Below are 25,514 nucleotides of genomic sequence, written 5' to 3'. Positions count from 1 at the left end.
TGGAACCGGTCGTTCGTTACCCCTTCGTGATCCCACGGTTCGGGATCCGGGCCCTCCCGGCTCTAGTCTCCCGGGGTGACCAGCCGTCCTCAGGGAGAACCCCTCGTCCGCCTCACGGGCGTCAACAAGTGGTTCGGCGACCTGCACGTGCTGCAGGACATCGACCTGACCATCGACCGCGGCGAGGTCGTCGTGGTCATCGGCCCCTCGGGGTCCGGGAAGTCGACCCTCTGCCGCACCATCAACCGGCTCGAGGGCATCGAGCAGGGCGAGATCACCATCGACGGCCAGCGGCTGCCCGAGGAGGGCAAGCAGCTCGCCCGGCTGCGCAGCGACGTCGGCATGGTGTTCCAGAGCTTCAACCTGTTCGCGCACAAGACGATCCTCGAGAACGTCAGCCTCGGGCCGATCAAGGTGCGCAAGCACTCCAAGGCCGACGCCGAGAAGCGCGCCCGCGAGCTGCTCGACCGCGTAGGCGTCGGGGCGCAGGCCGACAAGTACCCGGCCCAGCTCTCCGGCGGCCAGCAGCAGCGGGTGGCCATCGCCCGGGCGCTGGCGATGGAGCCCAAGGTCATGCTCTTCGACGAGCCGACCTCGGCGCTGGACCCCGAGATGATCAACGAGGTCCTCGACGTGATGACCTCGCTGGCCCGGGACGGCATGACGATGGTCGTCGTCACCCACGAGATGGGGTTCGCCCGCCGCGCGGCCAACCGCGTCGTGTTCATGGACGGCGGCCGGGTCGTCGAGTCCGCCGACCCGGAGTCGTTCTTCACGAACCCGCAGTCCGACCGGGCCAAGGACTTCCTGTCCAAGATCCTCAACCACTGACCACCGAAGGGATCACCATGCGCATCACCCGCTACGCCGCCACCGCGGCCCTCCTGAGCCTGGCGCTCGCCGCCTGCTCCAGCGACGCCGGCAACGAGAACGAGCAGGCCGCCGACGAGACCGCCGCCGTCGAGACCGACGTCGAGTTCCCCGAGGGCTCCACCATGGCCCGGCTGAACGAGGCCGGCTCGATCACCATCGGCACCAAGTTCGACCAGCCCGGCTTCGGTCTGCTCAACCCGCAGACCCAGCAGCCCGAGGGCTTCGACGTCGAGATCGCCAAGATCATCGCCGCCGAGCTGGGCATCGAGGCCGACGACATCGAGTGGACCGAGACGGTCTCGGCGAACCGCGAGCCGTTCATCCAGAACGGCCAGGTCGACATCGTCGTCGCCACCTACACCATCAACGACACCCGCAAGCAGGTCGTCGACTTCGCCGGGCCGTACTACGAGGCCGGGCAGGACATCATGGTCGCCAAGGACAACCCCGAGGGCATCGAGGGCCCGGACGACCTGGCCGGCAAGACGGTCTGCTCGGTCGAGGGCTCGACGCCGGCGCAGAACATCCGGGACAACTACCCGGAGGCGCAGCTGGTCACCTACGACGTGTACTCCAAGTGCGCCGACGACCTGAAGAACGGCAACGTCCAGGCCGTCACCACCGACAACGTCATCCTCACCGGCCTGGTCGCCGGCAGCCCCGACGCCTTCGAGCTGGTCGGCAACCCGTTCACGGCCGAGCCCTACGGCATCGGCCTGAAGAAGGGTGACGACGAGTTCCGTGCCTTCATCAACGACGTCCTCGAGGGCGCGTTCGAGGACGGCACCTGGGAGGCGGCGTGGGACCGCACCGCGGGCGCCATCAGCGGCACCGAGGCCCCCGAGCCGCCGAAGGTCGACCGCTACTGACCGCCGCCGGGTGGGGAGCCGGTGCACCCGGCTCCCCATCCGCGCTGCCTGACCGAGAGGGGGCGAGATGTCCTTCCTGGCCGACAACTTCACGCTCCTGCGGGACGCGTTCCTGACGACCCTGTCGCTGGCTGTGGTCAGCGGCATCTGCGCCCTCGTGATCGGCACGCTGCTCACCGCGATGCGGGTGAGCCCGGTCGCCCCGCTGCGGGGTGCGGCCGGCTTCTACGTCGAGGTCTTCCGCAACACCCCGCTGACGGTGGTGTTCTTCTTCCTCGCGTTCGGCATCGTCCAGATCGACCTGCAGTTCCCCTCGCGGTTCATCACCGCCGTGGCGGCCCTGTCCCTCTACACCGCCGCGTTCGTCTCCGAGGCGCTGCGCTCGGGCATCAACTCGGTGCCCCCGGGCCAGGCCGAGGCCGCCCGCGCCCTGGGCCTGGACTTCCGGCAGACGCTCACCTCGATCGTCCTGCCCCAGGCGTTCCGGACCGTCGTCCCGCCGCTGGGCAACGTGTGGATCGCGCTGGCGAAGAACACCTCGATCGCCGCGGGCTTCGCCGTCACCGACCTGACCGCGGCGCTGCAGCGGCTGACCAACCAGAACGCCGACCAGCTGCTCGTCGTCTTCCTCGCGATCGTCTGCGGGTACCTCGTGATCACCCTCCCCTCCGCCTGGCTGATCGGTGTCATCGAGCGGCGGACGTCGCGGTGCTGCGATGACCGCCAACGTCCTCTTCGACATCCCCGGGCCGCGCGCCCGCCGGCGTCACCGCATCGGCACCTTCGTCGGCGGCCTCGTCGTCCTCGCGCTCATCGGCCTGGGTCTGTGGCGGCTGGGCTCCAACGGCCAGCTCGAAGCCGAGCGCTGGGCGGTGCTGTTCGACTCGAGCAGCGGCGTTCCGCAGGCCTTCGGCCGCGCCCTGGTCGACACCCTCCAGGTCGCCGCGGTCGGCATGGTCGCCGCGACCGTGCTGGGGGCGCTGCTCGCCGTCGGCCGGCTCTCCGACCACGCCTGGGTGCGCGTCCCGGTCACCACGGTCATCGAGTTCTTCCGCGCCGTGCCGCTGCTGATCCTGATCCTGTTCTGCCTGCTGTACCTGCCCACCGTCGGCCTGGACATCGGCCCGTTCGGGGCGCTGGCGCTCGGCCTGACGCTCTACAACATGGCCGTCCTCGCCGAGATCTTCCGGGCCGGCATCCTCTCGGTGGACCGCGGGCAGCGCGAGGCCGCGTTCGCGATCGGCATGCGCAAGTACCAGGTGATGACGCTGGTCCTGCTGCCGCAGGCGGTGCGGCGGATGCTGCCGGTGCTGATCGCCCAGCTGGTCGTCCTGCTGAAGGACTCCTCGCTCGGCTTCATCGTCGGCTACTTCGAGCTGCTCCGTCAGGCGCGCAGCCTGGTGGAGTTCTTCAACTTCCGGTTCGGCGACCGGTACACCTTCCAGATCTACGTCGCCGCGGCGGTCATCTACATCGTCGTGAACGTCCTGCTGTCGCTCCTGGCGCGCTACGTCGAGCGGCGCACGCGCACGAACCGCAAGACGGCCGCGACCGAGGAGCTCGAGCTGCCGGCCGACGTCCAGATGGGTGGAGGCGGCGGAACCGTCTGACCGGCCCGGACCCGACCGGGGGTCCGGGCCGCCCACCGGCCAGAATCTCGCCACGCCCGGCCTCAAGAGCCCTGCTCCGGCGCCCGATGGGAGACCCTGGCACTCCCCCACCGGAAAGGCGAGCGCGACCGTGACCGTGACGACGGGTTCCCCCCGCCCGGCTGCCGCGCCGATCCCGGCCGACGGCCTCGCCGGCGACCCGGCGTCCCGCACCCCCGCGCGACCGCGCTGGTGGGTCGAGTTCGCCGTCGTGGGCGCGCTCTACGCCGTCTACTCGCTGGTGCGCAACAGCGTGGGGGACGTCGTGGCCCGCGCATACGCCAACGGACGGGAGATCCTCGCCCTGGAGGACGGCTGGGGGCTGGCCGTCGAGCGCGGGCTCAACCGGTGGGTGCACGACAACGACGTGGTCTCCGCCGCGGTCGCGCTGCACTACGCGACGCTGCACTTCCTGGTCACCCCCGCGGTGCTGGTCTGGCTGTTCTTCCGCCGGCCGACGCGGTACCGGGTGAGCAGCGCCGTCCTCGTGGTCACGACCGCGCTGGCGCTCATCGGCTTCTACTGGCTGCCGACCGCTCCGCCGCGGCTGCTCGGCGAGGAGGGCTTCGTCGACGTGATGAGCCAGACCTCGTCGTGGGGCTGGTGGCCGTCGTCGGGGACGCCGGGGTCCGACGCGATCTCCAACCAGTTCGCCGCCATGCCCTCGCTGCACTGCGCCTGGGCGGTCTGGTGCGGGCTGGTGCTGGTGCTGCACGCCCGGTGGACCTGGCTGCGGCTCGTGGGTGCCGGATACCCGGCGACGACCTTCTTCGTGGTCCTGGGGTCGGGCAACCACTACCTGCTCGACGTCGTCGGCGGCGTGCTCGTGCTGGCTGCCGGGGCGGCCGTGGTCCTGCTGGCCTCGTCCGCCGCCACCCGGAGCCGCGCGCCGGAGCCGCTGCACGCCGTGGACCACGACGCAGACGACGCGGTCCCGACCGCCGCCTGACCCGCCCGTCCCACCCGTCGCACGGCTCGGCGCGCCCTCCCTCGACGAGGCCGGAGCCGTGGCGAGACTGACCGTCACCATGGAGACCATCCACGCCGGTCGGCGCCGCAGCCTGCCCCCCGTTCCGCGCACCGCGATCGACGGCGACATGCCGCTCGAGACCGTGGCCAGCGCCGGCGCCCTCGCCCTGGCGCTCGCGGCCGGCGACGAGCGTGCCGACGACGCCGCCCAGCAGTTCGTCGCCCGCCTCCGCGGTGCCGCGGCCGGGTTCGCCGTCGCCGCCGGTGCCGAGTCCGCCGTCGTCCGAGAGGTCGTCCCCCCGGCCCGCCACCGCCGCTCGCGCTGCCGCGTCGTGCTGCGGCAGGCCGACGGCCGCCAGACCGACGTGACGTTCCTCGGCCCCGCCGGCCGCCCGTCCGACGGCGCGCAGCCCGGGTTCGACCTCGACATCACCCGCTGGCTGGCAAGCGGGCAGCTGCGGGACGACGCCTGGCTGGTCCCGGACGCGGATGCCCCCGACGGCGTGGCCGTCGACCTGAGCGCGTGGCGCGCGGTGTCCTGACCGCCCGGGCAGATCGCACCGGTTCCGCTCCGCCCCGGGTTTCCCTCTCCGCCCCGGTGGGCGACGATGGCTGTGCCGCCGCTCGCAGCACCCGGGCGGCGTCCGTACCGCGTCATCGACCTCCAGGGGCGACCATGTCCGGACTGCGCATCACCGACCGACGGGCCTCCGCCCGGCCCCGCACCGGAGCCGCCGCGTGACCGCCATCGCCCCGCGGCCGATCATCAGCCGGCCCGGCCCCGTCGCGGTTCCGACGAAGGGCTCGCGGCTGTCGAACCTGCTGCGGACCACCGACCACAAGACCATCGGCCTGATGTACCTGGTCACGGCGTTCACGTTCTTCATCGTGGGCGGCCTGATGGCCATGCTCATCCGGGCCGAGCTGGCCCGGCCGGAACTGCAGTTCCTGTCCCCGGAGCAGTACAACCAGCTGTTCACGATGCACGGCACGCTGATGCTGCTGATGTTCGCGACACCGCTGTTCTTCGCCTTCGGCAACCTGATCATGCCGCTGCAGATCGGTGCGCCGGACGTCGCGTTCCCGCGGTTGAACGCCCTGTCCTTCTGGCTGTTCCTCTTCGGTTCGCTGATCGTGCTGTCCAGCGTCGCGACCCCCGGTGGCGCGCCGGACTTCGGCTGGACGGCCTACACGCCGCTGTCCGATGTCGCGCACTCCCCGGGCGTGGGCGGCAACCTGTGGATCGGTGGCCTGGCCGTCAGCGGCCTGGGCACGATCCTCGGTGGCGTCAACTTCGTCACCACGATCGTCTGCCTGCGCGCCCCGGGCATGACGATGTTCCGGATGCCGATCTTCACCTGGAACGCGCTGGTCACCAGCCTGCTCGTGCTGCTGGTCTTCCCGATCCTGACCGCGGCGCTGATGGGCCTGCTGCTGGACCGGAACCTGGGAGCGCTGATCTACTCCGCCGAGAACGGCGGGCCGATGCTGTGGCAGCACCTGTTCTGGTTCTTCGGCCACCCCGAGGTCTACATCATCGCGCTGCCGTTCTTCGGCATCGTCACCGAGATCATCCCGGTGTTCGCCTCGCAAGCCGCTGTTCGGTTACAAGGGCATGGTCGGGGCGACCCTGGCCATCGGGTTCCTCTCGCTGGCCGTCTGGGCGCACCACATGTTCGCCACCGGCGCGGTGCTGCTGCCGTTCTTCGCCTTCCTCACCTACCTCATCGCGGTGCCGACCGGGCTGAAGTTCTTCAACTGGATCGGCACCATGTGGCGGGGTCAGATGACCTTCGAGACGCCGATGCTCTGGTCGATCGGCTTCATGGTCACCTTCCTCCTGGGTGGGCTCACCGGTGTGCTGCTGGCCTCGCCGCCGCTGGACTTCCACGTGCACGACTCCTACTTCGTGGTCGCCCACTTCCACTACGTCGTCTTCGGCACCGTCGTGTTCGCGGCCAACGCCGGCATCGCGTTCTGGTTCCCCAAGATGTGCGGCCGGATGCTGGACGAGCGGCTCGGGAAGCTGCAGTTCTGGATGACCTTCGTCGGCTTCCACGGCACCTTCCTGGTGCAGCACTGGCTGGGCAACGAGGGCATGCCGCGCCGGTACGTGGACTACCTGCCCACCGACACCTTCACCACGCTGAACATGATCTCCACGATCTTCAGCTTCGTCCTGGGCGCCTCCATCATCCCGTTCCTCTACAACGTGGTGCGCTCCTGGAAGTACGGCCAGCTCGCCCTGCGCGACGACCCCTGGGGCCACGGCAACTCCCTGGAGTGGGCCACCTCGTCCCCGCCGCCGCGGCACAACTTCGTGGAGATCCCCCGCATCCGCTCCGAGCGCCCCGCCTTCGAGGCGCACTACCCCCACCTGGCCGGCCGGCTGCAGGACGAGGCGCACGCCGGCAGGCGCCACGAGCCGTACGGCGGGGTCAGCGAGATCGGTGTCAGCGCGGGCCCGCGGCAGGGACCGAACGACCCCGACCCCACCTGAGCCGGCCGCCGCGCCGGCACGGCCCAGCACGGCACAGCACGGCGCAGCACGGGAGAGGCCCGGAACCGCACCGGTTCCGGGCCTCGTCCGTTCACGGCCGGCGCACTTCCGCCGGGGAGACGCCGGGTGGCGCACGGCCGGCGTCAGGGCAGCAGGGCGTCCTGGTCGAGCTCGTCGACACCGGGGACCGCGTCGTCGTCGGCGCCGTCGGCGTCGAGCGCCTCGCGCACCACGCCGGCCGCCAGGCCGCCGCTGTAGCCCTTGCGGGCGAGCACGCCCATCAGCCGACGGGTGGCGGTGGCCCGGTCGAGCCGGCGCATGGCGGGCAGCTTCCGCTCCACCAGCCGCCGCGCGGTCTCCCGCTCGTCGTCGTCGTCGACCGCCTCCACGGCGATGGCCGCGACCTCGTCGTCGACGCCCTTGGCGCGCAGCTCCGCCTTGAGCGCCCGGCGGGCCAGGCCGCGACCGGCCTGGCGGGAGGTGACCCATGCCTGGGCGAAGGCCTCGTCGTCGATCAGGCCGACCTCGGTGAGCCGGTCCAGCACCGTCTCCGCGGCGTCCTCGGGCACCTCGCGCTGGGCCAGGAGATCAGCCAGCTGCTGGCGGGTCTTCGGGGCGCCGGTGAGCGCCCGGAGGCAGAGGTCGCGGGCGACCGCCTCGGGGTCCTTCATCGGCCGGGCCTCGACACCGTCGGCGCCCTCCGCACCGCCCGCGGTGGAGGGCCGCCGCCGCGTGCCCCAGGAGCTCTGGGGCGCGCGGCGGCGTCCGGCCGATCGCTCGGTCATCGAGCGGCTCAGAAGTCGACGGCGTCGGCCACCGGCTTGTCCAGCGCCGGACCGATGCCGAGCTTCTCCTTGATCTTCTTCTCGAGCTCGTCGGCGAGGTCGGGGTTGTCCTTCAGGAAGTTGCGCGAGTTCTCCTTGCCCTGCCCGAGCTGGTCGCCGTCGTAGGTGTACCAAGCGCCGGACTTCTTCACGAAGCCCTGCTCGACACCCACGTCGATGAGCCCGCCCTCGCGGCTGAAGCCCTGACCCCAGAGGATGTCCAGCTCGGCCTGCTTGAACGGCGCGGCCACCTTGTTCTTGACTGACCTTGACGCGGGTGCGGCTGCCGACCGCGTCGGTGCCCTGCTTCAGGGTCTCGATGCGGCGGACGTCGAGGCGCACCGACGAGTAGAACTTCAGCGCGCGACCACCGGTGGTGACCTCCGGCGAGCCGTAGACGACGCCCACCTTCTCGCGCAGCTGGTTGATGAAGATCGCCGTCGTCCCGGAGTTGCTCAGGGCACCGGTGATCTTCCGCAGCGCCTGGCTCATCAGGCGGGCCTGCAGACCCACGTGGCTGTCACCCATCTCGCCCTCGATCTCGGCGCGCGGCACGAGCGCGGCCACCGAGTCGATGACGATGATGTCGAGCGCGCCGGAGCGGATCAGCATGTCGGCGATCTCGAGGGCCTGCTCACCGGTGTCCGGCTGGCTGACCAGCAGGGCGTCGGTGTCCACGCCGATGGCGCGGGCGTACTCCGGGTCGAGCGCGTGCTCGGCGTCGACGAAGGCGGCGATGCCGCCGGCGGCCTGGGCGTTGGCCACGGCGTGCAGGGCCACGGTCGTCTTACCGGAGGATTCCGGGCCGTAGACCTCGATCACGCGGCCACGCGGGAGACCCCCGATGCCGAGCGCGATGTCGAGGGCGATCGACCCGGTCGGGATGACCTTCATGGCCACCTCGGGGCTGTCACCCAGCCGCATGACCGAGCCCTTGCCGAACTGCTTGTCGATCTGGGCGAGGGCCATGTCGAGGGCCTTGTCGCGGTCGAGTGTCGCCATGGTGGTCACCTTCGGTTCGCGGGAAGCGGGTCGGGACCGACGCTAGGACGAGCCACCGACAGTTCTCGGATCTCGACCGGGATTGTGGACATCCCGGTCGCCTGTGGACGCCACTGTAGGCCGAACACCTGTTCGACTGCCAGGTCGACACGCCCGGTTCCTGCCGCCGTCGGCCCACCGGTCCCACGGGTCACCGGCGCGCGCCCGGGACGGGTGCTCAGCGCTCCTTGAGCGGTACGTCGTAGGCGTCGCAGATCGCCAGCCAGACCTTCCGCACCGGCACGCCGGCGTCGATGGCCTCCACGGCGTTGCGCCCGCCCAGGCTGGAGAAGTGGTGGTCGCGGGTCATGCTCTGGGCGCGCATCGGCCCGAACCGCTCGTCGAGCCGGGACCAGAACTCCTGCAGGCGCACGCCCCGACGCTAGCGCGCCCCGGGCCCTCCCCGCCGCGGCCGTCCGGACGCCGGTGGCGCCCGGCCCGTCCTACCTGGTCCGCGCGGCCGCGCGGGTGGAGGTGGCCCAGACCACCGCCAGCGGCAGCACCAGGGCCGCCGAGACCGCGCTGACCAGCCCGAAACCACCGGCCGCCAGCAGCGGCCCGCCCACGACGCCGGCCAGGGCGGCCCCCAGCCCCATGAGCAGGTCGGTGCCGCCCTGGGCGGTGGGCCGCAGGTCGGCGTCGACCGCGCCGGTGACGAGGGTGGAGCCGGCGATGAGCCCGCAGGACCAGCCCAGGCCCAGCAGCAGCAACCCGGTCCCGAGCCGGACCGACTGCGCGGGGCCGGCCGTCCCGGCGACGGCGGTCGCGGCCAGCAGGAGCAGCCCGCCCAGCGCCACGACCGCGGGTGCGCCGATGCGGTCGGCGAGCGCGCCCGCCAGCGGGGAGAAGAGGTACATGCCCGCGACGTGCACGCTGATGACCAGGCCGACGACCCGCAGGACGGCGTCCTCTGCCCCGCCGGCGTGGCCCATGTGCACCGGCGTCATGACCATCACGCCGACCATCACCGCGTGCGCCACGACCACGGCGACCAGGCCGAGCCGGCCGGCGGGCGAGGACCAGACCGCCCGCAGCGCCGTGCCGGTCGGGGTCCGCGGGGGCGCGCCGCCCGCACCCCCGCCGAGCCGGCGGGCGAGCAGCAGCGGGTCCGGGCGCAGCAGGGCGGCCAGCACGAGCGCGACCACGGCGAAGACGACTCCGGAGACCACGAACGCCCCGGCGAGCGCCGGCAGCCCGAGCGCGGTGCCCAGGCGCGCGCCGGGCGCGGCGAGGTTGGGCCCGAGGACCGAGCCGACCGTCGTCGCCCAGACGACCAGCGACAGCGCCCTCCCCCGGTGCTCGGGCGTGGCCAGGTCGGCGGCGGCGTACCGGGCCTGCAGGCCGCAGGCGGTCGCGGCGCCGAACAGGAACAGCCCGGCGACGAGCAGCAGCAGCGAGGACGCGGCAGCCGCTGCGACGGTGACGAGCGCACCGACCACGCTCACCAGGTAGCCGACCGCCAGCCCGGCCCGGCGGCCGGCGACGGCGCTGATCCGCGCCAGCGGGACGGCGAGGACGGCCGCGCCCAGCACCCCGGCGGTCTGCCCGAGCCCGGCGGCGCTGTCGGTGCCGGCGACGTCCCGGGCGAGCAGGCCGCCCGCGGTGATGCCGACGGTCACCCCGAGCCCGGCGAGGGCCACGCTGCCGCTGAGGACGCGCACCGTCCGGCGCTGCACCGGCGCCACGTCGGTGACGGCGGATCCGGCCTCCGGGCGCATGCCGGAAGTCTGCCGCACCCCGGCGACGTCGCGGGGGCGCCCGGTACCCGGCCGCCCGAGCGGGTGGTCGGGGCCGCTCCGACCGGCGGAGTGTCGTACCCCGCGGGGACACTGGCTGCGTGGCCCGCCGTCCCTCCTCCACCTCCGCGCTCGACCGGTTCTCCGAGCCCGCCCGCGCATGGTTCACCGGCGCGTTCCAGCAGCCCACCGGGGCGCAGGAGGGGGCCTGGGACGCGATCAGCAGCGGCGAGCACGCCCTCGTCGTCGCCCCCACGGGCTCGGGCAAGACGCTGGCCGCCTTCCTCTGGTCCCTCGACCGGCTGACCGCCACCGAGCCGGTCGACGAGCAGTCGCGCTGCCGGGTCCTCTACGTCTCCCCGCTCAAGGCGCTGGCCGTCGACGTCGAGCGGAACCTGCGCGCCCCGCTCGCCGGCATCGGCCAGGCGGCGGCCCGGCTGGGCCTGCCGCGGCCGGAGATCCGGGTCGGCATCCGCTCGGGCGACACCCCGGCCGACGAGCGGCGGGCGTTCGCGAAGCGGCCCACGGACATCCTCATCACCACGCCCGAGTCGCTGTTCCTGCTGATGACCAGCGCCGCCCGCGAGGCGCTGCGCGGCGTCGAGACGGTCATCCTCGACGAGGTGCACGCCGTCGCGCACACCAAGCGCGGCGCCCACCTCGCGGTCACGCTGGACCGGCTCGACGAACTGCTGGAGCGGCCCGCCCAGCGGATCGGGCTCTCGGCCACCGTCCGGCCGATCGAGGAGGTCTCCACCTTCCTCACCGGCGGCCGGCCGGTGCGCGTCGTCGCCCCGCCCTCGACCAAGGAGTGGGACCTCTCGGTCGTCGTGCCGGTCGAGGACATGAGCGAGCTGGGGCAGCCGACCGGCGAGCTGGAGGGCTCGGCCGCGGGCAACCAGCCGCGCAGCTCGATCTGGCCGGCGGTCGAGGAGCGGGTGCTCGACCTGGTCGAGGCCCACCGCAGCACCATCGTCTTCTCCAACTTCCCGCCGGCTGGCCGAACGCCTGACCAGCCGGCTGAACGAGCTGGCCTACGAGCGGGCCACCGGCGAGCCCGTCCCGCCCGGCACCAACGCCGCCGCGCTGATGGCGCAGGCGGGGTCCGGTGGCGGCACGCCGGAGGGCTTCCAGCCGGTCGCCGCCGCGCACCACGGCTCGGTCTCGCGGGAGCAGCGGGCGATCGTCGAGGAGGCGCTGAAGTCCGGGCGGCTGCCGGCCGTCGTCGCCACCTCCAGCCTCGAGCTGGGCATCGACATGGGCGCGGTCGACCTCGTCGTCCAGGTCGAGTCCCCGCCGACCGTGGCCGCCGGGCTGCAGCGGGTGGGCCGCGCCGGCCACCAGGTGGGCGCGGTCAGCCGGGGCGTGCTGTTCCCCAAGTACCGCGGCGACCTCGTGCAGTGCGCGCTGGTCGCCGAGCGGATGAAGGCCGGCGCGATCGAGTCGATCCGCTACCTGCGCAACCCGCTGGACGTCCTGGCCCAGCAGATCGTCGCCATCGTCTCCGAGCGCCCCCGCACCGTCGACGAGGTCGCCTCGCTCGTCCGGCGTTCCGCGGCGTTCAGCTCGCTGCCCGACTCCGCGCTGCACGCCGTCCTCGACATGCTGGCCGGCCGCTACCCCTCCGACGCGTTCGCCGAGCTGCGGCCCCGGCTGACCTGGGACCGCGTCACCGACACCCTCACCGCACGGGCCGGCGCGCAGCGGCTGGCGGTCACCAGCGGCGGCACGATCCCCGACCGCGGCCTGTTCGGCGTCTTCCTCGTCGGCTCGGAGGGCACCGGCGGGCGCCGGGTCGGCGAGCTCGACGAGGAGATGGTCTACGAGTCCCGGGTGGGCGACGTCTTCCTGCTCGGCTCCTCCTCCTGGCGGATCGAGGACATCACCCACGACCGCGTCCTGGTCACCCCGGCGCCCGGCCAGCCCGGCAAGATGCCGTTCTGGCACGGCGACGCGCCGGGCCGCCCGCTCGAGCTGGGCCGGGCGCTGGGCGCCTTCCTCCGCGAGGTGGGGACGGCGACGCCGGAGGCCGGCCTGGAGCGCGCCCGGGCGGCCGGGCTGGACGAGTGGGGCGCGGCGAACCTGGCCGCCTACCTGACCGAGCAGAAGGCCGCGACCGGCCACCTGCCCGACGACCGCACGCTGCTGGTCGAGCGGTTCCGCGACGAGCTCGGGGACTGGCGGCTGGTCGTCCACTCCCCCTTCGGCGCGCAGGTGAACGCCCCGTGGGCGCTGGTCCTCGCCGCCCGGCTGCGGGAGCGCTACGGCGTCGACGTGGCGAGCATGCACTCCGACGACGGCATCGTGCTGCGGCTCCCGGACACCACCGGCGAACCGCCGGAGGCCGACCTCGCCGTCCTCGACCCCGACGACGTCGAGCGCGAGGTCACCGCCGAGGTCGGCACCTCGGCGCTGTTCGCCAGCAGGTTCCGCGAGTGCGCGGCGCGCGCCCTGCTGCTCCCCCGCCGGGACCCGCGGCGGCGCACCCCGCTGTGGCAGCAGCGCCAGCGCGCGGCCCAGCTGCTCTCCGTCGCCAGCGAGTTCTCCTCCTTCCCGATCACCCTCGAGGCCGCCCGCGAGGTGCTGCAGGACGTCTACGACGTGCCGGGGCTCGTGGAGCTGATGCGCGACGTCCGGTCCCGCCGCGTGCGCGTGGTCGACGTGCAGACCGACACCGCCTCCCCGTTCGCCCAGTCGCTGCTGTTCGGCTACGTCGGCCAGTTCCTCTACGAGGGCGACGCCCCGCTGGCCGAGCGCCGCGCCCAGGCCCTGGCGCTCGACACCGGGCTGCTGGCCGAGCTGCTCGGCCGCACCGAGCTGCGCGAGCTGCTCGACGGCGAGGCGATGGCCGAGATCGAGTCCGAGCTCCAGCGGCTCCCCGAGCAGCGGCACCCGCGTGACGTGGACGGCGCCTCGGACCTGCTGCGCGGACTCGGCGACCTGAGCGTGGCCGAGGCGGCTGCCCGCGGGGTGCCGCAGGCGTGGCTGGACGAGCTCGTCGACGCCCGGCGGGCGCTGCGGGTGCGGATCGCCGGGGAGGAACGGCACGTCGCCATCGAGGACGCCGGGCGGCTCCGGGACGCGCTCGGCACCGCGCTGCCCGTCGGCGTGCCCGAGGTCTTCACCGAGCCCGTCACCGATCCGCTCGGCGACCTCGTCGGCCGGTACGCCCGCACCCACGGCCCGTTCCAGCCGGCCGAGGTCGCCGTCCGGCTCGGCCTGGGCGTCGCGGTCGTCACCGCGACCCTGCAGCGCCTCACCGCGTCCGGCCGGCTGGTCGCCGGCGAGTTCCGGCCCGGCGGCACCGGCCAGGAGTGGTGCGACGCCGAGGTGCTGCGCTCGATCCGCCGCCGCAGCCTGGCCAAGCTGCGCCAGGAGGTCGAGCCGGTGCCGATCGGCACGCTGGCCCGCTTCACGCCGTCCTGGCAGGGAATCGGCGGGCGGCTGCGCGGCACCGACGGCGTGCTGGCGGTGGTCGAGCAGCTGGCCCGGTGCGCTCGTGCCGGCCAGCGCGCTGGAGTCGCTGGTGCTGCCGACCCGGGTGCGCGACTACTCCCCCGCGATGCTCGACGAGCTCACCAGCGCCGGTGAGGTGCTGTGGGCCGGGGCCGGGGGCCTGCCCGGCGGCGACGGCTGGATCAGCCTCGTGCCGGCCGACCTGGCGCCGCTGCTGCTGCCCGAGCCGCTGGACCCGCCCGAGGCCGGCGCCCCGCTGCTGGACCTGCTCGCGGGCGGGCAGGCGCTGTTCTTCCGCGGGCTGTCCGACCTCCTCGGCGCCACCGACGACACCGCGCTGGCCGACCTGGTCTGGGACCTCGTGTGGTCCGGCGCGCTCACCAACGACACCCTCGCGCCGCTGCGCACCCGGCTGGGCGGGGGCGGCACCCACAAGCGTGCGCCCGCACCGCCCCGGGCCCGGCTGGACCGGGGTCGCGCCGGGCGCACCCGGCTGGGCCGCCCGGCGATGCCGACCCGCACCGGGCCGCCCACGGTCGCGGGCCGGTGGTCGCGGCTCCCCGACCGCGAGCCCAACGCCACCCGGCGCACGACCGCCCGCGCCGAGGCGCTCATCGAGCGGCACGGCGTGCTCACCCGCGGCGCGGTGATGGCCGAGCAGGTGGCCGGCGGCTTCCCGGCGGTCTACCCGGTGCTGCGCGCCTTCGAGGAGAACGGCCGGGCACGGCGCGGCTACTTCGTCGAGACGCTGGGCGCCGCCCAGTTCGGCACCCCCGGTTCGGTCGACCGGCTGCGCAGCTTCGCCGCCCCCGACCGGGTGCCAGGCGGCGCCGTGGTCCTGGCCGCCACCGACCCGGCCAACGTCTACGGCGCCGCGCTGCCGTGGCCGGAGCGGCCGTCCGCGACCGAGACCGACGCCGTCGACCTCGGCGAGGGCACCGGCAGCACCCGCAAGGCCAGCGGGCACCGGGCCGGGCGCAAGGCCGGCGCGCTGGTCGTGTTCGTCGACGGCGAGCTCGTCCTCTACGTCGAGCGCGGCGGCAAGACGCTGCTGTCCTGGACCGAGGACGAACAGACGCTCAAGGAGGCGGCCACCGCGCTCTCCGGCGCGGTCGGGGCGGGGGCGCTGGGCCGCATGATCGTGCAGAAGGCCGACGGCGCCTCGGTCCACGAGTCCACGCCGCTGTCCGCAGCACTCCAGGCGGCCGGGTTCAGCGCGACCCCGCGGGGCCTGCGGCTGCGCGGGTGATCGGGAGCGGTCCTGCCTACCGGCGGCTCTCCGCAGGGCGCAGCCAGCCGCCCAGCAGCCGGGTGAGCGCGGGCATGGCGACGTGGCCGAGGAGCAGCACCACGACGGTCGCCGAGAGCAGCAGCCGCACCTCCACCGGCCACCCGCCCAGGTGCGGGGTCACGAGCAGCTGGAACAACGACGTGATGGCGAAGACGGCGGCGATGGTCACCAGGGTCAGCCGCCAGCGCGGGCCCGCCGGGGCCGACCGCGGGAGGAAGTTCTCCAGGCCGTCGACGCGGGCGTAACGGACCTCGGGCGCCAGCTCCTCGGCCCGGGCCAGGGCGGCGCGGCGCTCGGCCGAGCCCTCCCAGGCGGCCAGCGCCTCGTCGTCCGCGAAGCGGTAGACCAGGTGGTACTCGGCGCTGTCCGGTCCGGGCAGCAGCAGCGACGCACCCAGGTTGCCCGGGAAGCCGGCCGCCACCTGCAGCACGTCGTCGGCCCACCGCTCGAAGGCCGCCCGCCGATCCGACGGGACCACCCGGGCCACCGTCACGGTGACCGGCCGCCCACCCGGGGTGCGCGGGCCGGTGCGGGCACGACGTCGCCGGGTTCCGATCACAGGAGCCGACAGCGCACCCGACCGGTGCGGGCATCCCGGTTGTCGGCGGGCTCACACCGCAGAGCAGGGCCGACGACCACCGGGGACACTGGAGCCGTGCCCGAGGGAGACACCGTCTGGCTGGCGGCCAAGCGGATGAACCAGGCACTCGCGGGCGCCACCCTGCGCCGCGGCGAGTTCCGCCTGCCGCAGCTGGCCGCGCTCGACCTCACCGGGGCCACGGTGCGCGAGGTGGTACCCCGCGGCAAGCACATGCTGATCCGGCTGGGCGACGAGCGCACCCTCCGCACGCACTACCGGATGGACGGCAGCTGGCACATCTACCGTCCGGGGGCGCGGTGGCGCGGCGGGCCGGCACACGACGTGCGGGTCGTCCTGGCCAGCGACGAGTGGGAGTGCGTCGGCTACCGGCTGCACGACGTCGAGATCCTGCCCACGAGCGACGAGGACCGCCTCGTCGGTCACCTCGGGCCCGACGTGCTCGGCCCGGACTGGGACCTGGCCGAGGCGCTGCGCCGGCTGCGCAGCCACCCGGACGAGCAGATCGGCGTCGCGATCCTCGACCAGCGCAACCTGGCGGGCCCCGGAAACCTGTACAAGGCGGAGTCGCTGTTCCTCTGCGGCGTGCACCCGTGGGCGCGGGTCGCGGACGTCGACGCCGAGCTCGAGCCGCTGGTGACGCGGGCCAGGACGCTGATGCTGGCCAACCGCGACCACCCCGAGCAGAGCACCACCGGTGACACCCGCCGCGGCCGGGACCACTGGGTGTACGGCCGCAAGGGCAAGCCGTGCCGCCGGTGCGGGACGCCGATCCTCATGGGCGACCAGGGGCCGCACCTGCAGGAGCGGGTGACCTTCTGGTGCCCCCGCTGCCAGGCCACCGACGCCTCCGTCGACCCGCTGGCCCGCACCGGCGAACCGGGGCGGCCCCGGCCCGTGTCCACCCCCAGCTGACCCGGAACGACGACGCGGCGGCCCCCGGGAACCGGGGACCGCCGCGTCGTCGTGCGAGAGGGGGCGTCAGCCCTGCTGGCCGGGCCGCTCGACCGGCTGGGCCTCCTGCTGCTCCGTGGCCGGCTGGCCGACCGCCGGGGTGCCCTGCTCGAGCGCGGCGGCCGGGCTGCCGGCCTCGACGGCCTGCGTCCCACCGCTCATCGAGGCGCGGATCGCGTCGAGCCGCGAGGCGCCGGCGACGTCCAGGGTGGCCTTCTCCACCTCGAGCATCCGGCCCTCGACCGAGGTCTGGGCCAGCTCGGCCTGCCCCAGGGCGTTGGCGTAGCGGGCCTCGATCTTGTCGCGGACCTCGGACAGGCTCGGGGTGTTGCCGGGCGCGGAGAGCTCGTTGACCTGCTTGAGCGAGCTCGCCACGTGCTCCTGCATCTTGGCCTGCTCGAGCTGGCTCATGAGCTTGGTGCGCTCGGCGAGGGTCGTCTGCAGCCGCATGCGGCTCTGCTCGACCGCACCGCGCGCCTGCTCGGCGGCCTGGAGCGCCTCGTCGTGGCTGCGCTTGAGGTCCTCCATGGACTGCTCGGCGGCGACCAGCTGGGTCGCGAACGCCTGCGCGGCGTTCTCGTACTCGGCGGCCTTGGCGGCGTCGCCACCGGCGCGCGACTTGTCCGCGAGGACGAGCGCCTGGCGCGCTGAGGCCTGGAGCTTCTCGACCTCCCCCAGCTGCCGGTTCAGGCGCATCTCCAGCTGGCGCTGGTTGCCGAGGACGGCAGCGGCCTGGTTGGCCAGCGACTGGTGCCGCTGCTGCTCGGCCTCGATCGCCTGCGCGATCTGGATCTTCGGGTCGGCCCGCTGGTCGATCTGCGCGTTGGCCGACGCCGTGAGGTACTTCCACAGCTTCACGAACGGGTTGGGCATTGCTTCCTCCTGCTCCGGCACCGAAGCCGGGGGGTGGGTGGCCGGCGCGGCGATGTTCGTCACCCCATCGTCCCAGGTGACCGCCCCTCGTAGCCAACGCGGTCACCCCGGACGTGGCGACCTACGGTGGGCCCGTGTCCGCACCCATCCCGAAGCTGTGCGTCCTGGGCGAGCTCGTGGTCGACCTGCTGCCCGTCCCCGGGGCCGGGGCCGGTCCCCAGGGCACCGCCCCGCAGTACGTCGCGCGCCCCGGCGGCAACGCCCTGAACGCCGCCGTCGCCGCCGGCCGGCTGGGCGCACCGGTGGCGCTGGTCGCCCGCCTGGGCACCGGGCCCCTGGGGGCCGCGCTGCGGCGGCACGCCGAGCTGGCGGGGGTGGACGTCTCGGGTTTCGTGGCCGCCGCCGAGCCGGTGAGCCTCGCCGTCATCGGGCTGCTCCCCGACGGCTCCCCGGACTACGGCTTCCACGTGCTCGGCGCCGCCGACTGGCAGTGGACGGACGACGAGCTGGCCCGCGCGGTGCCGGAGGGGACGGCGGTGCTGCACGTGGGCTCGATCTCCAGCTGGACCGAGCCCGGCGCCGGCGCCGTCGCCGGCCTGGTCGAGCGGCTGGCCGGCACGGTCCTGCTCAGCGTCGACCCGAACATCCGGCCTCCGCTGGCCGACGGGCCCGTCGGTGCCTCCCTCGGCAACGACCGCGCCGGGGTCACCGCGCGGCTGGACCGCCTGGTCGCGCAGGCCGACGTCGTCAAGGTCAGCGCCGAGGACCTCGCCTGGCTCGAGCCCGGCACGACCGACCTGGACGACGCCGCGCGCCGCTGGGCCACCCGCGGGCCCGGGCTCGTGCTGCTCACCGACGGCGGCGCACCGCTGCGGGTCGCGCGGCCCGGCCGGCCGGTTGAGCACCGGGAGCCGCCGCGGGTCGAGGTGGCCGACACCGTCGGCGCCGGCGACTCGCTCGCGGCCGGGTTGCTCAGCGGGCTGCTCGCCGCGGGCGTGACCGACCGCGCCGCGCTCGAGGGGCTGGACGACGAGCGGCTGCTGGCGATCGTCGACGACGCCGCGCTGGTCGCCGCGCTGAACTGCACGCGGGTCGGCGCCGACCCGCCGACCCGTGCGGAGCTCGACGCGGCGCGCGCCGCCCGGTGAGCGCCGCCCTGCGCCTCGTCGGGTTCGAGGAGCTCTCCGCCGGCGTCCTGCGGGCCCGCCTGCTCGCGCGCCGCGGCTCGTTCTGGTCCGGAAGCGTGCTGACCGACGAGGAGCTGCTGGCGCTGCACGACCCGCTGTTCTTCCACCAGCTCGGGGGCTTCGGCGCGGTCGCGCTCACCCAGGACGACGCCGACGCCGGCTACCTGCTCGGCGTGGTGAGCGCCGACCGCCTGGGCGTTGTGCACGCCGTCGCCGTCCACCCCGACCACCGCGGCCGCGGGCTGGCCGGCCGGCTGCTGCAGCGCTTCGCAGGCCTCGCCGCGGGGGCCGGGGCGCGGGTGGTCCAGGCCGTCGCGCGACCCGACGACGTCGCCGCGCGCGGACTGGCCGAGCACTGCGGTGCCGTGGCAGCCCCCTCTCCCGGCCACGCCGGCCCGGGTGCCGACCGGACGGTCTACACGCTGCCGCTGCGCCGCGGCTGAGCCGCCGGCCCACCGAGGACGGTCGCCAGGCGGGCGGCCTGCCGGTGCCGGTCGATCGACCGCCCCGGCTGGACGACGACGCCCAGCAGCCAGCGGCCGGCGAGCTCGGCGCCGTCGTCGTCGGTGCCCAGGGCGGCGGCCAGCCGGTCCCGCAGCGCCCCCCACCGGTTGGCGTCGACGGCGAGCAAACCGGCGAGCACCTCCGGCTCGGTCGTGGCGAGCCGGCGGAGCACCGGGTGGCCGCCGAGCTGGTCGGAGAGCACGGCGAGCGCCTCGGCCGCCGGCCGCTCGGCCGCGAGGTCGGTCAACCGGTCGAGCTCGAGGCCGAGCAGCTCGCGGGCGACCTCGTCCTTGGTCCGGAAGTGGTTGTACAGCGTCGCCTTGGCGACGCCGGCGGCCGCGGCCACCGACTGCATGGTGCTGCGGCGCAGCCCGTGCTCGGCGAACGCGCGGGCGGCGCCCTCGAGCAGGCCGCGCCGGGTGGGGTTCACGACCCCGCCCGGAGCGCGCCCGGGCGCATCAGGCGGCGAGCGAGACCGCCTCGCCGCGGCGCAGGGCCCCGCGGGCGGGGGCACCGACCAGGGCCAGCGCGGGCTCGGCCACGGGCACGCCGGCCTCCTCGGCCGCGGGCCGGTCCTCGGCGGCGGCTGCGTCGGCGGCCTCGTCCGGGACGGGGTGCGCGAGCGCCCGCACGCCGCCGGCACCGGCGACGCGGAGCTCCAGGCTCACCTCGGCCAGCAGGTCGGCGAGCTCGACGTCGAGGGCGTCGCAGATGGAGGCGAGCAGCTCGGAGGAGGCTTCCTTCTGCCCGCGCTCGACCTCGGAGAGGTAGCCCAGGCTGACCCTCGCCGCGCCGGAGACGTCGCGCAGCGTCCGGTGCTGACGCAACCGGTGACCCCGCAGGGTGCTCCCGAGCTGGGTACGCAGCAGCAACATGGCCACTCTCCTGTCCTGCGAGCGGGGGAAGCACCGGCACCCTTCGCAGGCGCCGTGCGCTCACGGTACGCGGCGCCTCGCCCGGTGGCTGGCCCACCCGGCTCGCGTCCTCTCACGGCGTAACGCCGCCGCTCGGGCCGCCCTTCCCGCGGCTCAGGCCAGGCGGGCGAGGAGGGCGTCGGTGGCCGCGTCGACGGCGGCCGACCGCACCGCGGCGCGGTCCCCGGCGAGGTCGAGCTCGAGGACGTCGGTGCGCGCGCCGTCGGAGAGCCCGAGGTAGACCCGGCCCGGGCCGTGCCCGTCGACGCGGGCCGGGCCGGCCACCCCGGTGAGCCCGACGCCCCAGGTCGCGGCGCACCGCACGCGCACCCCCTCGGCGAGCGCCGCGGCGGTCTCCGGGCTGACCGGGCCGTGCGCGGCCAGCAGGTCGGCGGGCACGCCGGCGAGCGCGGTCTTGAGGTCGGTGGCGTAGACGACCACTCCCCCGCGCAGCGTCGCGCTCGCGCCGGGCACCTCCGCCAGGCGGGCGCAGAACAGCCCGGCGGTCAGCGACTCGGCCGCGGCCACCGTCTCCCCGCGCGCCAGCAGCGCGGCGTGCAGCCGGGCGGTCCGGTCGTCGGCCACGGGGCGCCCGCTCAGGCGGCGGTGTCGGTGCGCGTGCCGGTGGCCCCGGCGCTGCCCGCGTTCGACCGGCGGGCGGCCGCGGCCTTCATCGCGCGGGCACTGGTCCGGCGCAGCCGCAGCGCGCGGGACGACGTAGTCCAGGCCGGTGACGACGGTGAGGACCACCGCCAGCGCCATCACCCACCAGCGCGCGGTCGCCGCCGCCCCAGTGAGCGGCAGGATGTACGCGCCGATGGCCAGCGCCTGCGCGACGGTCTTGGCCTTGCCACCGCGGCTGGCGGCGATGACACCGTGCCGGATGACCCAGAACCGCAGCACGGTGACGCCGATCTCGCGCACGAGGATCAGCCAGGTCACCCACCAGGGCAGCAACCCCAGCGCGGAGAGCCCGATGAGCGCGGTGCCGGTGAGCGCCTTGTCGGCGATCGGGTCGGCGAGCTTGCCGAACTCGGTGACCTGCCCGGTGCGGCGGGCGATCATCCCGTCGTACCGGTCGGTGATGATCGCCAGCGCGAACACCAACGTCGCCCAGTAGCGACCGGCGTCGTCGAGGCCGTCGTCCTTCACCAGGAGGTAGGCGAACACCGGCACCACGGCCAGGCGGAGCACGGTCAGGGCGTTGGGCAGGTTCACCAGGCGTGCCGTCTGCGGCGGCGTCGCCGCGGGGTCGGGCAGCACCTCGCTCACGGGATCACCGGCCGGCCGGCTCGGCGGCGCGGGCCAGCAGGTCGATGCCCTCGGTGCCCACCACGGTCGCCGGCACGAGCTGCCCCGCCACGGCGCCCTCGGGCACCCCGGTGACCGTGGTCGTGCCGTCGGCGTCGGGGTCCTGGTGCGCGGCGTGGCCGAGCCAGGTGCCCGGCCCGTCGGTGGCCGAGAGGTCCTCGGTGAGCAGCACCTCGACGTGCTCGCCGATGCGGTCCTCGGCGCGCTGCGCGGTCAGCTCCTCCACCAGGTCGGTGATCCGGCGGACGCGGGCGTCGATCTCGGCCTGGTCCAGCTTGCCGGGCAGGCCGATGGCCTCGGTCCCCTCCTCGTCGGAGTAGCCGAAGACACCGACCGCGTCGAGCCGGCCGTAGGTCAGGAAGCGCTCCAGCTCGGCGACGTCCTCCTCGGTCTCCCCCGGGAAGCCGAGGATGACGTTGGTGCGGAAGCCGGCGCCCGGCGCGAGGCTGCGCGCGCGCTCGATCGTGCGCAGGAAGTCGTCGGTGCCGCCGAACCGGCGCATGCGGCGCAGCAGGGTCGGCGAGGAGTGCTGGAACGACAGGTCGAAGTAGGGCGCCACACCCGGGGTCGTGGCGATGAGCTCCAGCAGCCCCGGGCGCAGCTCGGCCGGCTGCAGGTAGGCCACGCGCACCCGCACGATGCCCGGGACGGCGGCCAGCTCGGGCAGCAGCTTCTCCAGCGAGCGCAGGTCGCCGAGGTCCTTGCCGTAGGAGGTCGAGTTCTCGCTGACCAGCACGAGCTCGGTGACGCCCTGCTCGGCCAGCCAGTGCGCCTCGCCCAGCACCTCGGCCGGCGGCCGGGAGACGAACGCGCCGCGGAAGGTCGGGATGGCGCAGAACGCGCACCGCCGGTCGCAGCCCGAGGCGAGCTTGAGGGCGGCCATGGGGCCCGAGGCCAGGCGCTTGCGGCGCAGCCAGTCGTGGCCGGGGATGACCGGCGCGTCGGCCGCGGCGGTCGCCGCGGTGCGCTGCACCGGGCTGATCGGCAGCAGGGTGCGGCGGTCGCGCGGGGTGTGCGGCACCAGCGGGCGCCCGGCGATCACGTCGTCGAGCCGCTCGCCGATCTGGGCGTAGTCGTCGAAGCCGAGGACGGTGGCCTCGGGCAGCGCGCCGGCCAGCTCCGAGCCGTAGCGCTCGGCCATGCAGCCCACGGCGACGACCGGGGCGCCCGAGTCGGTGGCCGCGAGGATCGCGTCGACGGAGTCCTTCTTGGCCGACTCGATGAACCCGCAGGTGTTGACCAGGACGGCGTCGGCGGCGTCGGCGTCCTCGACGAGCTCGTAGCCACCCGCGGCCAGCCGGCCGGCCAGTTCCTCGGAGTCGACCTCGTTGCGGGCGCACCCGAGGGTCACCACCGCCACAGTCCGGGCAGGGGAGGGCGCAGCTGTCACCGGGCCATCGTAGTCGCCCGGACCGCCGCCCTCCCCGCTCCCGGGAGTGATCCCCGTCGTCCGCGTCAGTCCGCCCCGCCCCGGATCGTGAACAGCGTCGCCTCGAGCTCGTCGGGCTTGATGAGCACGTCGCGGGCCTTGGAGCCCTCGGACGGGCCGACGATGCCGCGGCTCTCCATGAGGTCCATGAGCCGGCCGGCCTTGGCGAACCCGACGCGGAGCTTGCGCTGCAGCATCGAGGTGGATCCGAACTGGCTGGTGACGATCAGCTCGACCGCCTGCAGCAGCAGGTCCAGGTCGTTGCCGATGTCCTCGTCGATCTCCTTCTTCTCGCCGGTCGACCCCGCCGAGAAGACCTCCTCGCGGTACTCCGGCTCGGCCTGGCGCTTGCTGAACTCGACGACCGCCTCGATCTCGGCGTCGGTGACGAACGCGCCCTGCACGCGCATCGGCTTGCCCGCGCCGATGGGCATGAACAGCGCGTCACCCATGCCGATGAGCTTCTCCGCGCCCGGCTGGTCGAGGATGACCCGGCTGTCGGTGAGGCTCGAGGTGGAGAACGCCAGCCGCGAGGGCACGTTGGCCTTGATCAGACCGGTGACGACGTCGACCGACGGGCGCTGCGTGGCGAGGATCAGGTGGATGCCGGCCGCACGCGCCTTCTGCGTGATGCGGACGATGTGCTCCTCGACGTCGCGCGGCGCGACCATCATCAGGTCGGCGAGCTCGTCGACGATCGCCAGGATGTAGGGGTAGGGCCGGTAGACCCGCTCGCTGCCGGGGGGCGCGGTGATCTCGCCCTTCTCGACCTTGCGGTTGAAGTCGTCGATGTGCCGCACGCCGGTGGACTTCATGTCCTGGTAGCGCTGCTCCATCTCCTCGACCAGCCAGGCCAGCGCCGTGGCGGCCTTCTTCGGGTCGGTGATGATCGGCGTGATCAGGTGCGGGATGCCGTCGTACGGCGTCAGCTCGACCATCTTCGGGTCGACCAGGATCATCCGCAGCTGGTCCGGCGTGGCCCGCAGCAGCAGCGAGGTCAGGATCGAGTTGACGCAGCTGGACTTGCCGGCCCCGGTGGCGCCGGCGACCAGCAGGTGCGGCATCTTCGCCAGGTTGGCGCAGACGAAGCCGCCCTCGATGTCCTTGCCCAGCCCCACGAGCATCGGGTGCGGGTCCTGCTTGGCCGCCCCGGAGCGCAGGACGTCGCCGAGGCTGACCTTCTCGCGGTCGGTGTTGGGCACCTCGATGCCGACAGCGGACTTGCCCGGGATCGGCGCCAGGATGCGGATGTTGTCGTTGGCCACCGCGTAGGCCATGTTCTTGGTCAGCTGGGTGATCTTCTCGACCTTGACGCCCTGGCCGAGCTCGACCTCGTACCGGGTGACCGTCGGCCCGCGGGTGAAGCCGGTGACCGCGGCGTCGATGTTGAACTGCTCGAGGACGCCGCTGATCGCCTCGATCGCGACGTCGTTGGCCTTCGATCGCGCCCGGGGCGGATCGCCGGGCCGCAGCATGGACAGCGCCGGGAGGACGTAGTCGCCCTCGACCGGCTGGATGGACAGCTGCTCCGGCTCGGTGATCGGCGGCAGCTCCTCCTGCGGGGAGGTGCGGTCGACGACCGGCGGGCGCGGCGGGGCGGGGCGCAGCTCGGTGTGCTCGGGCTCGGTGGTGAGGGTCGCGTCGACGGCCGCGGCCATCGCCCCGTGGTCGATCGGGCCGGTGGCGAGCAGGTCCTCCGACAGCTTCCGGCGGGACCGCCGCGTCGCCGGGGCGGGCGGCTCCTCGTCGTACTCGTCGTCGTCGTACTCGTCGTCGTAGTCGTTGCGGCCCAGCAGCCGGTCGGCGAGCTCGCGCATCCGCTCGGGGATCTGGTGCACCGGGGTGGCCGTGATGACCAGCAGCCCGAAGAACGCCAGCAGCGACAGCAGCACGATGGTGACCGCGCTGCCCAGGCCGGCCACCAGCGGCGTGCCCACGGCCCAGCCGACGAGCCCGCCCGAGCCGGGCAGGCCGGCCTCGGGGTCGGCCGGGTCGCCGACCACCTGGGCGATACCGAGCACCGACGCGATCGTGCAGAGCCAGCCGATGACCAGCCGGCCCCGGGCCTCCGGACGCGGTCCGCTGCGCAGCAGCCGCAGCGCGGTGAAGAACAGGACGACGGGCAGCACCACGACCAGGGCGCCGATGACCCAGCGCACGCCGTCGGTCAGGGCCTCCCCCACCGGGCCGATCCCGTTGCTCCAGGCGGCCGCGCCGAGGACGACGGCCAGCCCGAGGAACGCCAGCCCGACGCCGTCGCGACGGTGCTCGGGGGCGAGCGGCTCGGCCTCCTCGGGCCGGGCGACCGAGCGGGCCAGGCCGCCGGCGCCGCGGGCCAGCAGCCCCCAGGTGCCGCTGGCGGCACGCCACAGGTTGAAGCCGCTGTCTTGCTTCTTCTTGGCGGCCGGGCGGCGGTTGCCGGAGCGCTGGGCGGCCGGGCGCTTCTTGCTCGCAGCGGTCGAACCCGAGCGGCTCCGGGAGGACGCCGGGCGGCTCGACGTGGTGCGGGCAGGCATGCGTCGAACGGTAATCCGCT

The 25,514-nt window shown here is 74.3% G+C and carries 20 protein-coding genes and 4 pseudogenes; 13 read left to right on the top strand and 11 right to left on the bottom strand.

Translation table 11 applies throughout. The features are described 5' to 3' along the window. The first annotated feature begins 75 nt into the window (after positions 1-75). The 7 genes and pseudogenes from JKP76_RS10470 (at position 76) to ctaD (ending at position 6,860) form a co-directional block, all read left to right on the top strand. Positions 76-831, top strand: a complete 756-nt coding sequence (locus JKP76_RS10470; RefSeq protein ID WP_200490770.1) for an amino acid ABC transporter ATP-binding protein — start codon at positions 76-78, stop codon at positions 829-831. Between the two features lie 17 nt (positions 832-848). After that, positions 849-1,742, top strand: a complete 894-nt coding sequence (locus JKP76_RS10465; RefSeq protein WP_200490769.1) for a glutamate ABC transporter substrate-binding protein — start codon at positions 849-851, stop codon at positions 1,740-1,742. A gap of 67 nt (positions 1,743-1,809) precedes the next feature. Beyond that, positions 1,810-2,388: pseudogene (locus tag JKP76_RS10460) on the top strand (amino acid ABC transporter permease); the annotation flags it as partial. A 70-nt stretch (positions 2,389-2,458) separates the two neighbouring features. After that, complete coding sequence (locus tag JKP76_RS10455; protein ID WP_200490768.1) at positions 2,459-3,352, top strand: amino acid ABC transporter permease; 894 nt, start codon at positions 2,459-2,461, stop codon at positions 3,350-3,352. Positions 3,353-3,482: 130 nt separating this feature from the next. Next, a complete protein-coding gene (locus JKP76_RS10450) occupies positions 3,483-4,340 on the top strand; it encodes a phosphatase PAP2 family protein (RefSeq protein WP_200490767.1) in 858 nt (285 codons plus the stop codon). Between the two features lie 58 nt (positions 4,341-4,398). After that, on the top strand, positions 4,399-4,902 hold the full coding sequence (locus tag JKP76_RS10445; protein WP_200490766.1) for a hypothetical protein: 504 nt from the start codon (positions 4,399-4,401) through the stop codon (positions 4,900-4,902). A 196-nt stretch (positions 4,903-5,098) separates the two neighbouring features. Next, a pseudogene (ctaD, locus tag JKP76_RS24005) lies at positions 5,099-6,860 on the top strand (cytochrome c oxidase subunit I). 143 nt (positions 6,861-7,003) lie between these two features. Here ctaD and JKP76_RS10435 read toward each other — a convergent pair. From JKP76_RS10435 to JKP76_RS10420, 4 genes and pseudogenes are all read right to left on the bottom strand, one after another. Next, positions 7,004-7,531 carry a regulatory protein RecX gene (locus JKP76_RS10435; protein WP_242471794.1) on the bottom strand — a complete coding sequence of 176 codons (528 nt, stop codon included), beginning with the start codon at positions 7,529-7,531 and terminating at the stop codon, positions 7,004-7,006. Positions 7,532-7,653: 122 nt separating this feature from the next. After that, positions 7,654-8,686 (bottom strand): annotated as a pseudogene (recA, locus tag JKP76_RS10430) (recombinase RecA). A gap of 217 nt (positions 8,687-8,903) precedes the next feature. Further along, positions 8,904-9,098, bottom strand: coding sequence for a DUF3046 domain-containing protein (locus tag JKP76_RS10425; protein WP_200490764.1), 195 nt, complete (start codon positions 9,096-9,098; stop codon positions 8,904-8,906). A gap of 70 nt (positions 9,099-9,168) precedes the next feature. Further along, entirely contained in the window at positions 9,169-10,443 is a 1,275-nt protein-coding gene (locus JKP76_RS10420) for an MFS transporter (protein ID WP_200490763.1), read from the bottom strand. 119 nt (positions 10,444-10,562) lie between these two features. Here JKP76_RS10420 and JKP76_RS20855 point away from each other — a divergent pair. The 3 genes and pseudogenes from JKP76_RS20855 to JKP76_RS20845 form a co-directional block, all read left to right on the top strand. Further along, a pseudogene (locus JKP76_RS20855) lies at positions 10,563-11,147 on the top strand (DEAD/DEAH box helicase); the annotation flags it as partial. A 403-nt stretch (positions 11,148-11,550) separates the two neighbouring features. Beyond that, complete coding sequence (locus JKP76_RS20850; RefSeq protein WP_242471260.1) at positions 11,551-14,052, top strand: helicase-related protein; 2,502 nt, start codon at positions 11,551-11,553, stop codon at positions 14,050-14,052. Beyond that, complete coding sequence (locus JKP76_RS20845; RefSeq protein ID WP_242471259.1) at positions 13,961-15,166, top strand: hypothetical protein; 1,206 nt, start codon at positions 13,961-13,963, stop codon at positions 15,164-15,166. The genes JKP76_RS20850 and JKP76_RS20845 overlap by 92 nt, the downstream gene beginning before the upstream one ends. A 16-nt stretch (positions 15,167-15,182) precedes the next feature. Here JKP76_RS20845 and JKP76_RS10410 read toward each other — a convergent pair whose 3' ends face one another. Beyond that, entirely contained in the window at positions 15,183-15,767 is a 585-nt protein-coding gene (locus JKP76_RS10410) for an antibiotic biosynthesis monooxygenase (RefSeq protein WP_309229821.1), read from the bottom strand. Between the two features lie 96 nt (positions 15,768-15,863). Between JKP76_RS10410 and JKP76_RS10405 the strand changes: the two genes are divergently transcribed. Next, complete coding sequence (locus tag JKP76_RS10405; RefSeq protein ID WP_200490762.1) at positions 15,864-16,721, top strand: Fpg/Nei family DNA glycosylase; 858 nt, start codon at positions 15,864-15,866, stop codon at positions 16,719-16,721. Between the two features lie 66 nt (positions 16,722-16,787). Here the strand turns inward: JKP76_RS10405 and JKP76_RS10400 are convergent, their stop codons facing one another. Then, entirely contained in the window at positions 16,788-17,633 is an 846-nt protein-coding gene (locus JKP76_RS10400; RefSeq protein ID WP_200490761.1) for a PspA/IM30 family protein, read from the bottom strand. Between the two features lie 134 nt (positions 17,634-17,767). Between JKP76_RS10400 and JKP76_RS10395 the strand changes: the two genes are divergently transcribed. Together JKP76_RS10395 and JKP76_RS20840 are read left to right on the top strand one after the other, a co-directional pair. Further along, on the top strand, positions 17,768-18,781 hold the full coding sequence (locus JKP76_RS10395) for a PfkB family carbohydrate kinase (protein WP_200490760.1): 1,014 nt from the start codon (positions 17,768-17,770) through the stop codon (positions 18,779-18,781). After that, the gene (locus JKP76_RS20840) at positions 18,778-19,263 is read left to right on the top strand and encodes an N-acetyltransferase (RefSeq protein WP_200490759.1); all 486 of its coding nucleotides are present in this window, start codon (positions 18,778-18,780) and stop codon (positions 19,261-19,263) included. The genes JKP76_RS10395 and JKP76_RS20840 overlap by 4 nt, the downstream gene beginning before the upstream one ends. Here JKP76_RS20840 and JKP76_RS10385 read toward each other — a convergent pair. From JKP76_RS10385 to JKP76_RS10360, 5 genes are all read right to left on the bottom strand, one after another. Beyond that, on the bottom strand, positions 19,236-19,754 hold the full coding sequence (locus JKP76_RS10385) for a TetR family transcriptional regulator (RefSeq protein ID WP_200490758.1): 519 nt from the start codon (positions 19,752-19,754) through the stop codon (positions 19,236-19,238). The genes JKP76_RS20840 and JKP76_RS10385 overlap by 28 nt on opposite strands. A 28-nt stretch (positions 19,755-19,782) precedes the next feature. Beyond that, positions 19,783-20,199, bottom strand: coding sequence for a helix-turn-helix domain-containing protein (locus JKP76_RS10380; protein ID WP_200490757.1), 417 nt, complete (start codon positions 20,197-20,199; stop codon positions 19,783-19,785). Between the two features lie 153 nt (positions 20,200-20,352). Further along, positions 20,353-21,510, bottom strand: coding sequence for a CDP-diacylglycerol--glycerol-3-phosphate 3-phosphatidyltransferase (gene pgsA, locus JKP76_RS20835; RefSeq protein WP_309232909.1), 1,158 nt, complete (start codon positions 21,508-21,510; stop codon positions 20,353-20,355). Positions 21,511-21,514: 4 nt separating this feature from the next. Beyond that, a complete protein-coding gene (gene rimO / locus JKP76_RS10365; protein ID WP_200490756.1) occupies positions 21,515-22,939 on the bottom strand; it encodes a 30S ribosomal protein S12 methylthiotransferase RimO in 1,425 nt (474 codons plus the stop codon). Positions 22,940-23,004: 65 nt separating this feature from the next. After that, on the bottom strand, positions 23,005-25,494 hold the full coding sequence (locus JKP76_RS10360; RefSeq protein ID WP_200490755.1) for a DNA translocase FtsK: 2,490 nt from the start codon (positions 25,492-25,494) through the stop codon (positions 23,005-23,007). Positions 25,495-25,514: the final 20 nt, after the last annotated feature.

This window comes from Blastococcus sp. TML/C7B, from assembly GCF_016612845.1.
Taxonomy (GTDB): domain Bacteria; phylum Actinomycetota; class Actinomycetes; order Mycobacteriales; family Geodermatophilaceae; genus Blastococcus.
The sequence above is the reverse complement of the archived record's forward strand: the minus strand, read 5'-3'. Positions and strand labels throughout refer to the sequence as shown.